General features: G+C 75.7%; 5 protein-coding genes. All 5 read right to left on the minus strand.

What is annotated here, in order from left to right; all coding sequences use genetic code 11:
• Nucleotides 1-2 precede the first annotated feature (2 nt).
• The 5 genes from ACZ38L_RS19270 to ACZ38L_RS19290 all read right to left on the minus strand — a co-directional run bounded on the left by ACZ38L_RS19270 (nucleotide 3) and on the right by ACZ38L_RS19290 (nucleotide 16,626).
• Complete coding sequence (locus ACZ38L_RS19270; RefSeq protein WP_465694717.1) at nucleotides 3-257, minus strand: acyl carrier protein; 255 nt, start codon at nucleotides 255-257, stop codon at nucleotides 3-5.
• Nucleotides 258-325: 68 nt separating this feature from the next.
• On the minus strand, nucleotides 326-4,837 hold the full coding sequence (locus tag ACZ38L_RS19275) for a beta-ketoacyl synthase N-terminal-like domain-containing protein (RefSeq protein WP_465694721.1): 4,512 nt from the start codon (nucleotides 4,835-4,837) through the stop codon (nucleotides 326-328).
• Between the two features lie 5 nt (nucleotides 4,838-4,842).
• Nucleotides 4,843-11,655 (minus strand): SDR family NAD(P)-dependent oxidoreductase, encoded by a 6,813-nt coding sequence (locus tag ACZ38L_RS19280; protein ID WP_465694509.1) that lies wholly within the window; start codon nucleotides 11,653-11,655, stop codon nucleotides 4,843-4,845.
• A 379-nt stretch (nucleotides 11,656-12,034) separates the two neighbouring features.
• Entirely contained in the window at nucleotides 12,035-14,872 is a 2,838-nt protein-coding gene (locus ACZ38L_RS19285; protein ID WP_465694512.1) for a poly(A) polymerase, read from the minus strand.
• Nucleotides 14,872-16,626, minus strand: a complete 1,755-nt coding sequence (locus tag ACZ38L_RS19290; protein WP_465694515.1) for an RNA ligase family protein — start codon at nucleotides 16,624-16,626, stop codon at nucleotides 14,872-14,874. The genes ACZ38L_RS19285 and ACZ38L_RS19290 overlap by 1 nt, the downstream gene beginning before the upstream one ends.
• Nucleotides 16,627-16,824: the final 198 nt, after the last annotated feature.

Here is a 16,824-nt window from a genome sequence, read left to right on the forward strand (position 1 = left end):
GGTCAGCTCCGCTCGGCGGTGCGCAGCCGGTCCACCACGTGGTCGACCAGCCGGCCCACCGTCAGGCCGATGATCTCGTCGAGCTCCATACCCGCGAGGAACTCGGCGAAGTTGATCCGGTCGCCCCAACGCTCCTGGAGCCTGCCGGCCAACGTCACCAGGTCGATGCTCTCCAGTTCGAGGTCCTCGGTGAACCGGGTCGCCATGGTGACCTCGGTGTCGTCGAGGCCGTACTCGTCGAGCACCGCGGCCAGCATGCCGGCGATCTCGCTGAGGACCTCCCGCTCGGTGGGCGGGTGCTGGTCCACGGTCTGCTCGGTGATGGTCACTTGGGAGCTGTCCCTTCGTACCTCATGGCGTCGCGGTCGTCGGTCTCGGCGCGGTCCGTGGTGTCCGTGGTCCAGGCCACGATGTAGTCGCGCTCCGGCAGGTCGGGCGGGCTGCCGACGCTGCGGCAGCGCACCCGGTGGCGGCGGGGTCCGGTGGGGCCGGGGACCGCGACCAGCAGGCTGGACGGGTCGGCGGCGATCACCGCGAAGTCGTGCGGGCGGCCCCGGAGCCCGGTGCCCTCGGCCTTGGCCGCCGCCTCCTTCGCCGCCCAGAACCGGGTGAACCAGAGTGGCTCCGAACCACCGTGCGCCGCACGGCAGGCCGCCAGCAGCTCCAGCTCGTCCGGGCCCAGCGCCACCGCCAGGGTCTCGGCGGGACGTTCGATGACCTCCGCGAGGTCGATGCCGACGCCCGGTCCGTGGTCGGGGCCGGACGGGCGGACCAGGGCCACCGCCGCCTCGGCCTGGTGCGCGAGCGTGACGTCCAGCTCCGGGAGGGTCCGGCCGTGCAGCCCGGAGACCCGGGGGCGCCCGGTCGGGTCGTTGCGCACCTCGATCTCGGCGGGGAAGACCGGGCCCTCGCCGTGGGCCCACAGCCACCGCCGGACCGCGTCCTTCACGGCGATCCGCCCCAGCAGCCAGGCCCGGCGCCCACGCGGCGGTTGTCGCTCGTAGCGGGCCCGCTCGGCGGCGCCCAGGTGGTTGCGCATGATCAGGTCGCGGGAGGCGAGGTCCGGCCAGCGCTCGTGCAGCAGGACCCAGCCGCCGGGTTGCGGTGCCGACAGGGTGTTCCGGTCGGCGAAGCGTTCGACCGGCCGGGTGTCGGGGTGGCTGTCGAAGCGGCGGTCCTGCCAGCCGTGCGCCTCCGCCCAGACGACGTCTCCGGAGCGCAGCTGCATGTCGGCTTCGAGGAGGGAGTCGGTGAGGGAGGTGATGCGGATGTGGCAGTTCAGTTCGGTGCCGGGCCCGGGCTGCGGTCCGTGGAAGCGGAGGCGCCGGATGCCGACGGGGAAGACGACGCTGCGCTCGGCCCGGGTGGCCATGATCCAGTAGCCGAGCAGCTGGCCGACGTTGTCCAGCAGCGCGCCGGGGGCGGACGGTGCGGTGATCACGCCCCGGACGTGCGCCTCGCCGAGCGCGGTCAGTTCGGTCAGGCCCTGGAACGCCGGGCCGTGGAACATCCAGCGCTGCGCGTAGAGTTCGGCGGCGGTCAGCCCGGGAGCGTGCTCGCCCGCCGGGTCCACCGGCCAGGGCGCCGGGGGTGCCGGGTGGCGGTCGGTCAACTCGACCACGCCCGAGGCGAATCCGCCGAAGGAGGTGGCCAGACGACCGGGGGCCGCCTCCTTGCCGGTGATCTCCACCTCCAGTGGTGTCGCGGCCGGTACCCACTGTTCGAACCGCAGGTCGTGCACAGCGCCGGCCACCCGCCCGGGCGCGGTGCGCTCGGCGGCGTCCATCAGGTGCCGGATGATCGTGGTGGCCGGGACGACGGGCCAACGATCCACCGGATCGGGCCAGTTGGGCGGCTGCCGGAAGAAGCAGTGGTCGAGCAGGTACGGCATGGTGTCGAGGGAGATCCGCAGCCGGGTCGTGGACGGGCCGAACCGCTCACCCGTGCCGATCAGTTCGACCGCCGTGCGCTCGGTGTCGCGCAGCAGCGCGTCGAGCTCGGCCGCCATCGGGAAGCGATCGGCCAGCGCGGCCAGCGGGGTGGCGGGGAGCGAACCCGACGAGGCCTGCCGGGTGCCGAGTTCGGGTCGGAGCGTGGCGAGCGTGGCGGGATCCAGCGAGACCAGCGGCGAGCCGAGGTCCAACGGCACGGCCCGGTGCGAACGTTCCTCCGGGGGCTGCCGCGGCCTCGCGGGCAGCAGCGCGCCGCCGTCCGGCTCGGCGCCGTCCGCCCACAGCGCCGCGGCGACCCGCCGGAGTTGGGCCAGCCCGTCGCGGTGCGGGGAGTTGGCCGCGACTGCCAGGTGCTCCCGGTCGTGCAGCGTGTCGCCCACCAGCGAGCTCAGCTGCCCGGTGCCCACCTGGACGAACGCCCGGAACCCGGCCGCGTACAGGGCCTCGACCAGTGGCCGGAACCGAACCGGCTCCAGCAGATGGCGCACGAAGAGCGCGCGCACCTCGGCCTTGGTCGCCGGGAACGGTGCGGCGGTCGTCCCGGACCAGACGGGCACGGTCGGCGGGTGCAGCTCGAATCGGTCGGCGGCCTGCCGGATCGGCTCCAGGTAGGGGCCCAACATCGGGGTGTGGAAGCCCGACTGGAACGGCAGCAGCTGGCCCAGCACGCCGCGCGCGCGGAACCGGCGGACCAGTTCCGCGACGGGCCCTTCGGGGCCGCAGACGATGGACTGTTGCGGCGCGTTGTCGTGGGACAGCACGACCTCCGCCATACCGTCGAGCGTCGCCAGCGCGTCGAGCACCTGGTCCGCCGAGGCGCCCAGGGCGGCGAAGGCCAGTCCGGGAACGCGCAGCGCGTCCGGGTCGAAGGCGGCCAGGAAGGCGTCCACGGTGGCGCCGGAGTACAGGCCGGCGGTGATCATGGCGGTCCACTCGCCGACGCTGTGCCCGGCCACGCCGTCCGGTCGCAGCCCGAGCCGGCGCAGCGCCGCGTCGAGCAGCCGCCCGACCGCGACCACGCCGACGCCGTGCCGCCCGATGTCGCCCACCCGGGCGGCGAGGCCGGGACGCGGCAGGCCGAAGTGGTCCGCGACCTCGTCCACCCGAGGAGTGAACTCGCCCTCCAGGCCCGGGAAGAGGAACGCCAGCCGCCCGCCGCCGGTGCCCAGCAGCGGCTCCGGCGCGAACCACACGTCGCCGCGCCCGCGCCAGGCCCGCCCGCGGCCGACCGCGCGGCGGGCCAGCGCCAGCCGCTTGGCGGTCGGATCGACGACCGCCACCCGACAGCGCGCAGCCGGCCCGCCGTGCTCCGGCAGGCCGGCGGCCAGCACCGCGCCGTCGTCGGCCGCCAGCAGCTCGGCCAGCCGACCGGGGGTGTCGGCGGCCAGCCGCAGCACCCGCTCGGGCTCGGCCGCCAGGGCCGTCGCGGTCGGCGGCGCGGGGGAGGGGCCGCTGCCGGTGGGCGCCTGCTCCAGCACCACATGGGCGTTGATGCCGCCGAAACCGAAGGCGTTCACCCCGGCCCGGCGCGGTTCGCCGTCGCGAGTCTCCCAGGGTCGCGCGGTGCCGACGGTGCGGAACCGGGTGCCGGCCAGCGCCGGGTGCGGGTCGTCGCAGTGCAGCGTGGGCAGCAGCACCCCGTGGTGCACCGCCAGCGCCGCCTTGACCAGACCGGCGACGCCGGCGGCCGGCATGGTGTGGCCGATCATCGACTTCACCGAGCCGAGCACCGCCCGTTCCTCTCCGGCCGTCTCCGGGCCGAACACCTCGGCCAGCGTGGCCAGTTCGGCCGCGTCCCCGGCCGGGGTGGCGGTGCCGTGCGCCTCCAGCAGGCCGAGCGCGCCGCGCGCCGTCGGGTCGAGCCCGGCCGCCCGCCAGGCCGCCCGCACCGCCCGGCTCTGGCCGTCCGGGTCGGGGGTGGCCGGACCCGCCGTCCGCCCGTCGCTGGCCACGCCGGTGCCGCGGATCACCGCGTACACCCGGTCGCCGGCCCGCTCGGCGTCGGCGAGCCGCTTGAGCAGCACCACGCCGGTGCCCTCGCCGATCAGCAGGCCGTCGGCGCCCCGATGGAACGGGCGGATCCGCTGGCTCGGCGAGAGCGCCCGCAGCTGCGCGAACACGCTCCACAACGTGACGTCGTGACAGTGGTGCACGCCGCCCGCCAGCACCGCGTCGCAGCGCCCGGTCGCCAGCTCGCCGACCGCCTGGTCCACCGCGACCAGCGAGGACGCGCAGGCGGCGTCCACGGTGTACGCGGGGCCGCGCAGGTCGAGCCGGTTGGCCAGCCGGGAGGCGGCCAGGTTGGGCACCAGGCCGATCGCCGACTCCGGCCGGTCCGGGCCCAGCCGTTCGGCGAACGCGGTCCGCACTCGGCGGAGTTGACTCTCCGTCAGCTCTGGCAGTAGCTCGCCGATGGTGTGCGCCAACTGGTGTGCGCCGCGCACCCGTTGGTCGAGTCTGACCAGGCCGGGCGTCAGATAGCCGCCCCGGCCCAGTACCACTCCGATCCGCTCCCGGCTCGGCAGCCGGTGCGGGCCGCCCGCGTCCGCGATGGCGGCGGACGCGACCTGGAGCGCGATCAGCTGGTCGGGCTCGGTACCGGGGAGCGAGTTCGGCATGATGCCGAACCGGGTCGGCTGCACCTGGGCCAGCCCGTCCACGAAGCCGCCGCGCCGGCAGTAGAGCCGGTCCGGCACGCCCGGTCCGGAGGCGGCCCGCGGGTCGTAGTAGCCCGCGTCCCAGCGCCCCGCGGGCACCTCGGTGATCGCGTCCACCCCGCCGACCAGGTTCCGCCAGTAGCTCGCCAGGTCCGGGGCACCGGGCAGCAGCACCGCCATCCCCACCACGGCCACCGGCGGGAGTTCGGTTCCCGACATCGAGGTCATCGTGGTCACCAGCCGGACGCCGTGTAGACCACGGACCGGGCCTCCCGCTCGCCCCAGGCCAGTTCGCGCAGCAACGCCAGGGTGCCCGCGCCCGGGTCGATCAGCCGCACGCCCCGGCGGGCGTAGTCCTCGGCCAGTTCCGGCGACACCATGCCGCCGTGCACACCGGACGGCGCCCACGGGCCCCAGTGCACGGTCACTGCCCGGTGCCCGGTGCCGGCCGCCCAGCGGGCGCCCAGCTCCTCCAGGGCGTCGTTGGCCGCCGCGTAGTCGGCCTGGCCCCGATTGCCCAGCGCGGCGGCGATGCTGCCGAAGAGCACCGTGAACCGCGGCCCGCCCGGCAGCTCGGTCAGCGCGTCGAGCAGCGCCCGGGCACCGTCCGCCTTGGTGGCGAAGACCCGCCGGAAGGACTCCGGGTCCTTCTCGGCGAACACCCGGTCCTCGATCACGCCCGCCGCGAAGACCACGCCGTCGAGGCGGCCGTGCTCGGCGTACACCTCCTTGACGGCCTGCCGCAGGGCGGCCGGATCGGCCGCGTCCACGGCCCGGTAGCGGGCCGCCGAGCCCAGCGCCGACAGCTCGTCGATGGTCGCCGCGACCTCGCGCCCGGCCAGCAGGCGGGACGCGGCGGCGTCGATCTCCGGCAGCGGTACGCCCCGTCCGGCGAGCACGGCCCGCAGCGCGGACCGGTCGTGGGCGGTGGCCGTCGCCGGGTCCTCGGGGCCGTCCGGCGGCGCGGTCCGGCCGAGCAGCTCCAGCCGGCAGCGGGCGGCCGTCGCGAGGGTCGCCGCGAACCGCGCGGTGATCCCGCGCGCCCCGCCGACCAGCAGCACCACGGCGTCCCGGTCCAGGCCCAGCGCGGCGGCCTCGGCCACCCCGTCGCCGGCCGGCCCGGCGCCCGTGCTGCCCAGCACGCTGAGGCCGGACTCGGTGAGCGCCAGGCCCTGACGGCCGGCCGGGCCGTGCAGCACCACCGGCTCGCGGTCCTCGGCCAGCAGCTCGCCGACCAGGGCGTCGGTGGCCTGCGCCGGGTCATCGACCTCGACCAGGCGTACCGAGGCGTCCGGGTACTCGCGGGCCAGCGTGCGGAACAGTCCGCGCAGCCCGTCCGCCCGGCCGGCGGTGGACGGTGACGTGGTCCGGGCGGCGAGCAGCCAGCGGGGCGTCCGGGCCAGGGCGGCCTGCAGCACCGGCACGCGGCCCGGCAGCACCGGCGTGCCGTGCGCGGCGAGCGGGTCCAGCAGCAGCACACCGTCCAACGGGCCGTCCGCCGAGGAGAGTTCGTGTGTCGCGTCGCGGGCCAGCACGGACGCGCCGTGCTCGGCGAGCCGTGCCGCCAGGGCCGCGGCGACCCCGTGGCCGTCCTCGCCCAGCACGGCGAAACGCTTGCCTGCCAGCGACTCCGGTGTCCCGGCCGGCCTGCTCAGCGGTACGGTCGCGAAGCGCAGTCGCACCGGCTCGTGGCCGACGAGGGCCGGCGCGGCGGGCGCGGGTACGGACTCGGGCTCCGCGGTGGGCCCGGCCGACCCCAGCCGGGGGCTGAGCCAGCCGGCGATGGCGGCGGCGGTGCGGGTGCGGGCGAGCTGCTCCAGCTCCTGGTCGCCCAGCGCGGTGAGGCCGGCGTCGGGGTGGTCGGCGAGCCGGCGGACCAGCCGACCGACGATCTCGGTGCGCTTGATGGAGTCGATGCTGAGGTCGGCTTCGAGGTCGAGGTCGGGCTCGATCATGTCGGCCGGGTAGCCGGTCCGTTCGCTGATCACCTCCACGACGGCGCGCAGCACGTCGTCCTCGCCGAGCGCGGGTGCGGGCGCATCGGCTGTGACCGGCTGATCCGGCCCTGCCGGCAGCACGGCGGGTTCCTGCGGCAGCGCCGCCGCCGGAAGCGGGACGGCCGGGAGCTGGACGGCCGGCACGGCTGCCGGCACGCCAGCCGCGCCGAAGTACGTCAGCAGGACGTCGCGTTGAGCCGCGATCAGCTCCCGGCTGCTGCTGAGGAACTCCGAGACCAGGGCGTCCGTGCTCGCCTGCCGGTCGTCTCGCTGCGGTTCCCGCGTTGTCACCAAGGCCTCCGGCACGGGTCGGGTCGGTGCGAGCGCACCGGGCAGTAGGTCTCCTGCGGCGGTGCGCACCAGCTGTCCGTCCACCGTCCAGCCGGGCCGGCGCGGTGCTCGGGCCCGGCCGGCGTCCACCGCGTCGCGTCCGCGCAGCAGCCGTTCGGTCCGCACCGGCACGCCCGCGACGGCCAGTTCGGCCAGCGCGTCGAGGAAGCCGGGCAGGCCGGCGCGGCGTCGCTCGACGGGGACCGCCCGGTGAGGCCGGTCCCCGAGCACCTCCGACACCAGCCGGGTCAGCACCGACCCGGGGCCGGCCTCGACGAAGACCCGGGCGCCCGCTTCGTACATCGCCTCGATCTGTGCCGTGAACCGCACGGGCGCGCCGATCTGCGCGGCGAGTTCGGCCCGGATCGCCGCCGGGTCCGCCGGGTAGGCGGTGGCCGTCCGGTTCGACCAGACCGGGAACTCCGGCACCCGCACGGGCCGGCTCGCCAGCGCCGCGGCGAACCGCTCGCCCGCGCCCGCCACCAGCGGGCTGTGGAAGGCGCACGCGACCGGCAGCTGCTTCACTCCGTACCCGGCCTCGCGCAGCAGCCGCGTCGCGGCCGCCACCTCCTCGGTCGGGCCGGACACCACCGTCTGCCGCGGTGCGTTGTGGTTCGCCGTCACCACCCGTCCGGCCAACCCGGTCGCCGCCAGCGCCTGTTCGACCTCCTCGGCGGAGGCCGTCACGGCGGCCATCGAACCCGGGTCGGCGCCCTCGCCGACCGCGTCGAGGATGGCCCGCGCCCGCTCGGCGCTGAGCGCCGGCAGGTCCTCCGCCGCCAGCGCTCCCGCCGCGCACAACGCGACCAGCTCGCCGTAGCTGTGGCCGCCCGCGAGCTGAGGCCGCACCCCGGCCAGCGCCAGCAGCTCGTACGCCGCCAGGCCGGTGATACCCAGGGCCGGCTGGGCCACCCTGGTGTCGGTCAGTGCGGCCCGCTGCTCCTCCCGAGCCTCGGGCGTGAAGGCGGCCGGTGGGTACAGCGCGTCGGCGTAGGCCCGGCCCAACCGCAGCTGCCGTCGCACCCCCGGGAACACCGTGAGCAGTTCCGCGAACATGCCCGGGCGCTGGCTGCCCTGCCCGGGGAAGAGGAACGCGACCTCGCCACCGGCTCCTTGCTCCGCCTCCGCCAGGTACAGCCCGGAGGCCGGCGCATGCTCCTCGGCGACCGCCCGGTACAGCAGGTCGGCCAGCTCCGGAACGCTCGACGCCACCACCGCGACCTGGACCGGCCCGCGCCCCGTCTCCGCCCGCCGGGAGGAGGCCAGCGCCAGGTCGCGCAGCCGCCAGGGCGCGCCGTCCGCCTCCGCGAGCCGCAGCAGCTCCGCCACACCGCGCAGTGCCCGAGCCCGGTCCGCGCCGCGGAAGGTGAACAGCTCGGCCGGCCACTCCTCTAGTCCGTGCACCGGTGGCGGGCCGTCGTAACCCTTCAGTACCACGTGGAAGTTGGTTCCGCCGAAACCGAACGCGCTGACTCCGGCGACGCGTTCGGCCGGTGGCGCGGCCCAGGGTTGCGCCCGGGTGTGGAACGCGAACGGGCTCTCGCCCGGCCGCCAGGCCGAGTTGGGCTGTTCCAGGTGCAGGGTCGGCGGCTTGACTCCGGTGTGCAGCGCCAGCGAGGCCTTGATCAGGCCGGCCAGCCCGGCCGCGCACTTGGTGTGCCCGATCTGCGACTTGACCGACCCCAACGCACAACTCCCGGGCGTGGCCCCACCCTCCGCGAACACCGCGCTCAGTGTGGACAGTTCGGTCTGGTCGCCGACCACCGTCCCGGTGCCGTGCGCCTCCACCAGACCCACCTCGGCCGGCCTGACGCCCGCGCCGCGGTAGGCCCGCTCCAGCGCCGCCCGCTGCCCCTCGGGCCGGGGGGCCGTCAGACCCAGCGAACGTCCGTCGCTCGCGCTGCCGATCCCCTGGACCACCGCGTACACCCGGTCGCCGTCGCGTTCCGCGTCCACCAGCCGCTTCAGCACCAGACAGGCCACCCCCTCGCCGAGCGCGATGCCGTCCGCCGACGCGTCGAACGGACGGGATCGGCCGGTGGGGGAGAGCGCGTGCACCGAGGCGAAGAGCAGGTAGTCGTTGATCCCGTTGTGCAGGTCCGCGCCGCCGCACAGGGCCAGGTCGCTGGTACCCGCGACCAACTCCTTGCAGGCCACGTCCAGGGCGGCCAGCGAGGACGCGCACGCGGCGTCCACGGTGAAGTTGGCGCCGCCCAGGTCCAGCCGGTTGGCGATCCGCCCCGAGATGACGTTGGCCAGCATGCCGGGGAAGGAGTCCTCGGTGAGCTTCGGCAGTTGGGCCGCGATCGCCTCCGGCACCTCACCCAGGTAGGCCGGCAGCACCGCGCCCAGCACCCCCGCGTTCGACAGGTCGCTGCCCGCCTCCGCGCCGAACACCACACTGGTGCGGGAACGGTCGAAGGCCCGGCCGCCCTCGCCCCCGCCACCGTCGTACCCCGCGTCCAGCAGCGCCCGGCGCGCCGCCTCCAGGGCCAGCAACTGCACCGGTTCGATGCTGCCCAGCGCGGACGGTGGGATGCCGTAGCCCAGCGGATCGAACGGGATGCGCGGCAGGAAGCCGCCCCACTTGGACGGGGTGGTACCGGGCTCGCCGTCCGCCGAGTGGTACAGCGCCGGGTCCCAGCGCTCGGGCGGCACCTCGGTCACCGCGTCCACCCCGGCCACCACGTTCGCCCAGAACGCGGGCAGGTCGGGGGCCTGCGGGAACATGCCCGCCATGCCGATCACGGCGATCTCCAGCGGCGCCGGTGCCGGCTCCCCGGCCGCGAGGTCGGTGAGGCCCAGCCGCTCCGCGAGCTCCGCGGCCCGCCTGTCCAGGAAGCCGGCCGCGCCGGTGCTCACGGCGGCGTGCAGTTCGGCCAGCGTGGTGGTGGCCGAACGCAGCACGGCGACCTGACCGGCCATGAACATGCCCCGCGCCAACTGCCCCTGCTCGTCCACCGTGGTGAGCTCCCCCGCCACCCGGTCGACGCCCTTGCTGGCGATCCGCAACCGGCCGACGTTCAACCGCTCCAGCTGCTCCCAGACCTCCCGGTCCGGCACGCTCGCGGCCCGCAGCCGTTCCCGGGTGGCCCGGAACTCCGTCGTGAACGGGCTGGGCACGCAGCGGGTGGCGTGCCCGGGGGCGGTCCGCAGCAGTTCCGTGCCGCGTGCCGCGAGCACCTGCCGCTGGAACTGTGGTTGCACCGCGCCGAGCGCCACCGCCTCCTCGGTGAACAGGTAGGCCGTGCCCATCAGCAGGCCCGCCGCCACCCCGCGCTCGGCCAGCGGCGCGGCCATCGCCGCCACCATCGCCGCCGAACGCTCGTCGTGCACGCCGCCCGCGAACAGCACCTCGACCCGCGGCCGGTCGGGTGCCTCGTCGAGGAAGTCCGCCAACACCGCCAACTGCGCCTCCCATAACGGGAAGCCGTACCGCGGACCGACGTGCCCGCCGCACTCAGAGCCCTCGAAGACGAACCTGCGCGCCCCGTCGTCCAGGAACTGCCGCAGCAGGCCGGGGGAGGGCACGTGCAGGAAGGTGCGGATGCCCGCGTCCTCCAACACCCGTGCCTGCGAGGGTCGTCCACCCGCGATCACCGCGTGGCTCGGCCGCGCGGCCAGTACCTCCGCCAACTGGGCACTGCGCACCTCCTCCGGCGCGAAGCCCAACACGCCTACTCCCCAAGGGAGTTCGCCGACAGCGACGGCGGTCCGCGCGAGCAGCTCGCGGGTCTGCTCCGGGCCGGCCAGTGCCAGTGCCACGCATGGCAGCGCGCCCGCCCCGGCCACCGCCGCCGCGAAGCCCGGCTGGTCGCTGACCCTGGTCATCGGCCCTTGTGCCACCGGGAGCCGGGTGCCCAAGGTGTCGCACAGCGGCGCACCGGGGCCGAGCAGCGCCGCCGTCGCGGCGGTCCGGGCGCCGTCCAGCGCAGCCTCGCGCACGGCACGTACCGCCGCTCCGGCAGTTCTCCAACGGTCGGCGAATCTCGCCGCGAGAAAGCCATCCTGACCAACAGTCAGCTCACTGCATCCGGGTTCGCCCAGTCCGCCGCGTCGCAGCACGCGGCGCCCCTTGAGCACGGTGGTCTCGGAGCCGTCCATGCCGCGCACGATGGCGGCGGCCTCCTCCGGTGCGGCGGACTCCGCCAGCAGCGCGAGTTGACTGTCGAGCACCACCCCGGCCGCGCCGCCGGCCACCGCCGCGGCGGCGGTGTGCACCCCGATCCCGCCCGCAGCCCACACGGGTACCGTGATCTCCGGTGCGCTCAGCAGCAGTTGGAGCAGGACGAAGGTGCTGAGCTCACCGACTCGCCCGCCGCTCTCGCCGCCGCGGGCGACGAGCCCGTGGGCGCCGGCGCGGACGGCGGCCAAGGCCTGTTGGAGGTCGGTCACTTCGATCAGCAGTCGGTGTCGCGGGGCGAGTGCCGCGAGGTCCCGGTCGGCGGCGTCGGGGGTCAGCAGCAGGGTGTGCGGCCCCGCGGGGACGCGTAACTCCTCAGGCGTGATGCGGCAGTTCGGGCCCAAGCGGACACCGAACCGGCCGGGGGTGCTCTCGCGGAGTCGGGTCAACTCCTCCCGTGACCCGCGGTCACCGGTCCCGAGATCCAGCACGCCCAACGCACCCGCGCGGCACACGGCCTCGGCCAGCGCGGCGTCCGGTTGCTGGAAGGGGGTGATCCCGATGACGATGTCGACCGGCGGCGAACTGGGCCTCATGAACTCTCCGATACGCATCATGGTGCACGTGGGGGCGGATGACTCGCGGTACGGGGAGGTACTGGGCTACCCTCCGCTGAGGCAGGAGGGCGCCATCGCACGATTGCGCTGTCCGGTGCGACACTGACGCTACTGATCGGTAGTGCCTGCCAGGTTAAGCCCACATTGCGCGTCCATGTCAATCCTCTCGCCAGTGTGGACACGGCGGGTGGGCGGGTGACAAGTCGCGTGTCAGGCAGCCCGGTTGGGGCTGGCCTCGCGGCGAAAGAGGTGGACCGCGACCGTCGGGCCGGCCGGGTACGAGTGGTCAAACCGCCCAGCGGGCGAGCCGACGGTCGTCACGCCGATCGCGGCCCCGCTCCGTCGGGTTCGCACGTTCCTACCGCAGGGTCGGTACGGCGCCGCACTCCACCAGCTCCAGCTCCACACCCGGCAGCCCCCTGTCCCACCGCTCGGCGATCCCGGTCAGCCGGGCCGCGTCCGGTGGGGCCTGACCGAGGCCGATCGCGTACCGGAGCCCCGACGGGCCGGTCTCGAACGGGCGGGGCCAGGCGTGCGCGTCGATCGTCCCGGCCTCCTCCAGGGCGGTGAGCAGGGCCCGCATCCGCCCCCGGACCCGGCCAAGGATCTCCTCCACCTCCCCGGTCCGGTCCGCGGGGACCGTCAGCACCGCCCAGGCGGCGTGCCGGCGGTGCAGGGGCGGCGGCGAGAGCAGCTCGGGCCACGGATCGACACCGGACTCGGCCGCCGCCTCCAGCACCTCCCACGCGCGGTAGAGCTCCTGGGTCAGCAGTGCCAGCCCACCGGCGCCGACCTGCTCGGCGCAGTTGCGCACCGGATGGGACGGCGTGGCGACGATCACCGCCGTCGACCCGGTGCCGGTGCCAGAGCCGGCACCGCTGAGCCCGACCGGTTCCCGCCAGTCCCAGGCGGCCCAGCTGCCGAAGAAGTGCCGGAGCAGCTCGGTGCCCGTCAGCTCGCCGGCCTCGCGCACGGTCCGGGCCGCCAGCACGGACCAGGCCAGCCCCGGCAGCCCGCCGAACGGCGCCGAGTCGAGGCCACGCGCCCTCGCCCACGCCTTCACCTGCCCGGCCAGCCGGGCGAAGGCGGCGTGCCGGTCGCCGACCGCGGCGCGCACCGCGTCCGCGTCGCTGACCGCGCTCAGCGCGATCGCGGCCGGCTCGCCCAGCTCGGCCCGGCGGGCCACCGCCTCGCCGGGGGCGAGCGGTCCGGTGCCGACCAGGACCAGGTCGACGTCCAGCTCGCCGACGCGCAGCCGCAGGCCCGGCACCCGGGCACCGGTCACCTGCCGCAGCCGGGTGGCGTCCGGCAGCGCGGCGGCCACCCGCGCCCGGACCTCCGCCGGATCGACGGCACCCGGCAGCGCCGCCACCAGGTCCAGGTCCGCACCGGCCAGCGCGCAGCCCATCCGCCGGGACCCGACGAGGTGCACGACCCCCTCGCCCAGCGCCTCGGCGATCCGCGCGGTGATCCGCTCGTCCGCGGCCGCGTCCAGCGCGGTGACGGGGTCGTCGGGCAGCCAGCGGACCTCGCCCGTGCCCAGTGTGACGGTGGCCCGCGGCCGCATCGGCTCGTCGCCCCGGCGGGAGAGCAGTACCAGCTCGCCCACCCGGGCCGACCGACCGGCGAGCCGGGCGGCGCACTCGGCGGCGAGCTGCTTCGGCTGCCGGCTCCGGCCCAGCGACAGGTGCGGGGTGAAGCCCTCGGCCCGCCCGTGGCAGCGCGGGAAGCGCTCCTCCAGCGCCCGGTACAGGCCGGCCCACGGCGCCCTGCCGGCGGCGGCCGGGTCGAGCCAGACGGTGGCGTCCGCACGGTGCCGGAAGCTGTGCACCCCCTCCAGCCGCGCGGTGAAGGGCGCCGTTCCGGCAGCCGCGGCGGCGAGCAGCGGCGCCGCCCGCTCGAAGTCGGATTCCGGCACGAAGCCGAAGAGCAGATTGACGTGTGGTGGCCACCGGCGGATCTGCGGATCGTGCTCCCAGCGGATGTCCTGGATCGCCGGCCACAGCTCCGCGGGCGGCAGCCACGCCACGGCGGTACGCGCCGTCGGCGCGGCGTCGAGGACGTCGGCGGGCTCGGCCCCGCCGAAACTCAGCTCCGCTTCCACACCGTAATGGTCCGACACGAACAGCCCGTCCGCGCTGGGCAGCTCACCCCGCAGGACGGCCGCGCTCGCCCGGGGGCCGCCCGCCCGCAGCAGTACCCGGTCCAGCCGGCCGGCCCGCCCGGTCAGGGAGGAGACCGCGGCCAGCGGATTGCCGCCCGGGTCGAAGGTGGGGGTGCGGTCGTCGGGCCCGTGCACCTCGGTCCAGACATCCCGCAGGCCGAGTACGGCGGCCGGCCCGTCCGGGCCGTCGCCGCCGTCGTTGAAGTCGCCCAGCACCACCAGGTCGCCCTCCAGCCCGGCCAACCCCTCGGCGAGCCGGGCCAGTTCGGCCCCTCGCCGGTCCGCGCCGCGCTCCGAGTGGTCGCTGCTCAGGTGGGTGGCGGCCACCACCAGCGGGCCGGCGGCGGTCCGCACGGTGACGGCGGTGACGGCCTTGTGCGGGCCGAGCACGTGGTACCCCGCCTCGCGCACGGGCAACCGGCTGAGCAGCAGCAGCCCGCTGTCCTCGACGTCCCGCGCGGTCGGGGCGGTGCCCAGGGTGTAGCCGGCGCGGACCCAGGGGGAGTCCAGCAGCGCGGTGAGCAGCCCGGGCTCGACCTCCTGCAGCGCGATCACGTCCGGGGCTGCCTCTTCCAGGGCCGCCAGCAGCAGCGGACGGCGCCGGGCGGTGTCGATGCGCTCGCTGTCGTAGCGGTCCCAGAGCGTGTTCCAGGTCAGCACGCGCAGGCGCGTCGTGGTCGGTGCGGCAGCCGGGGGCGCGGCGTCGGTGGGGCGCCATCCGGCTGCCGCCGGGTCCCACGCGTGCGGCGTCCTGGTGGTGAAGAACGGTGCCCGCAGCAGCCGCGGCTCGCCGACCCGGCCGGCCTCCAGCGCGTCGAGGCGGTCCACACCCCCGGCCCGGTCCCACACCAGCTCGCCGTCCGCCTCGACGAACAGCACCCGGTGCCACGGAACGTCGCCGCCCGGGGCGAAGGCGTCCAGCGGTATCCGCTTGGGCGTGGTGCCGCGCTGCTGGACGCCCAGTACGAACCGGGCCGGGTCGAACCGCGGATCCCAGCGCACCCGGTGGTAGATCTCCTCGCTCGTGCGCATCAGACGTCCTCCCCGTCCTCTTCCTGAAGCCCTCCGGCGACGTCGCCGACGATGCCGTCCGACCCGACGTACCAGGTGCGGTGCGCCTGGCCGGGGTAGGGCGGGGTGAAGCGGTGCAGCTGCGCGGCGAGCACCTCCGGCGGCACCGGGTGCGAGCGCCGCGCGTTGCGACGGATCAGCTCGGCCTCCTCGACCAGCACGACCGCGTGCGTGACCAGGGTGTCGCGGCGCTCCGCCACCGCGTGCACCAGCGAACGCTGGTGCTGGTTGAGCGAGGTGGCGTCCCAGACCACGGTCGCGCCGGGGACCAGCGCGGCCTCCAGCCGGTGCAGCCCCTCCCGCAGCACGTCCGCGTTCTCCCGCTGGTCCGCCCGGGAGCCACGCGCGGCCCGCAGGTCGTCGAGGCTGACGTACGCCGCCACGCCGGGCAACCGGCCGGCGAAGCCGCTTTTCCCGCTGCCCGACGGGCCGACCAGGTGGATCAGTCGGGGGAACGCCCCGGACCGCCACCGCCAGCTCGCCGCCACGGCCTCCTCGACGGTGGAGATCCGCCCCCGCGCGTACGCCTCCCGGGCCTCGGCCCAACACCGGTCGGCCGCCTCGGCGTTCAGCCCGGCGAGGGCGTCGCGCAGGCCCGAGCGCAACCACCGCAGCGGCGCCGCACCGAGCAGTCCGGCGTCCTCGGCGTGCAGCGCGGACCACTCGACCCACCCCCGGGCCTCGTCAACTCCGCTGTCCGCAGGGCCGGTCAGGGCCGCCGCGGCGACCGCGTGCAGCACTCCGAGGTCGGCGGCCCGTGCCAGCCGAACCAGCCCGGCCCGGCGCCGCTCGTCGGGGTAGGGGCGTTGCAGGCCCGGATACAACCCGACGAGATCGGCGACCCGCCGGGCCAGTGGCAGACCCAGCGGCTCGATCAGCCGGGGCGCCAGCCGCTCCCGTCGGCCTTCGCGCAGCAGCACGGCCAGCACGCCCGCCAGCCGCGCGTCGCCCGAACGTCCCAGCGCGTCAAGCCGGTTGGCGACATCCGTCACGGCCGCCGCGGCACCGGCCGAAGCCTCCGCCGGCATCCCCACGGCGTCCGCCAGGGCCGCCGGATCGGGAGCGGCGCCCGAACGCACCGCCCACAGCGCGGCGGTCGGGGCCAGTCCGTTCGCCACCACCTCGGTGTGCATCCAGTGGGTGTCGGTCCGCACGTGCCCGGGACGCACCCACTTGGCGATCCGCCGGCCGAACTCCGCCCGGCCGAAACCCTCGACGGTCCGGACGACGTAGCCCTCCTGCCGTTCGGCGTCGAGTCGCAGCGCGCGCAGCGCCCGCTCGTCGAGGACGCCGCGCCACAGCACGCGCGGTGTCGGCACGCCCAGCCGGTGCAGGAAACGAACCGTCCGGTCCCAGTCCAGGCAGCGGTCGTCGTCGTCCCAGACCGAGAACCCGTAGAACCAACTCTCCAGCTCCTGATAGCCGATCGAGTGCCGCGCGAAGAGGTTCTCCCCGCACACCCGCCAGCCCGACGGGATCGCCGCCCCGATCCGCCCCTGCAGGCCCTTGACCCAGGCCCGCGACGGATGGTGGGCGGAGTCCAGCGAACGGGCGTGCAAGCCGTCGGAGTAGAGCGTGGTGTTCTCCCCGTCGAGCTTCTCGGTGACCACGACCTCCCGGCCCCGCAGGCCCGCCAGCCCGTCGACCCGGACGTCGTCCGGCGCCGCCCCCGGCGACCAGGGCAGATGGGGCGTGCGGGGATAGTGCACGCGCATGATCTGATCCGTTCCCTGTGTCGACGCCGTGCCGCGCACACTCTACGAAGCCCGGGCGGACCGGATCCATCGAATAACCGCCGCCCGCCCACCAGCCGGGCCACCGGCGGGAGGGCTGTCGGTGAGCTGCGGACCGTCCTAGGATCAACACGCTCTGTATTCGGATTGGGGGACGGTATGGCGGCAGCGGGATCGTCT

The sequence above is a fragment of the Kitasatospora sp. NPDC024654 genome, from assembly GCF_055559155.1.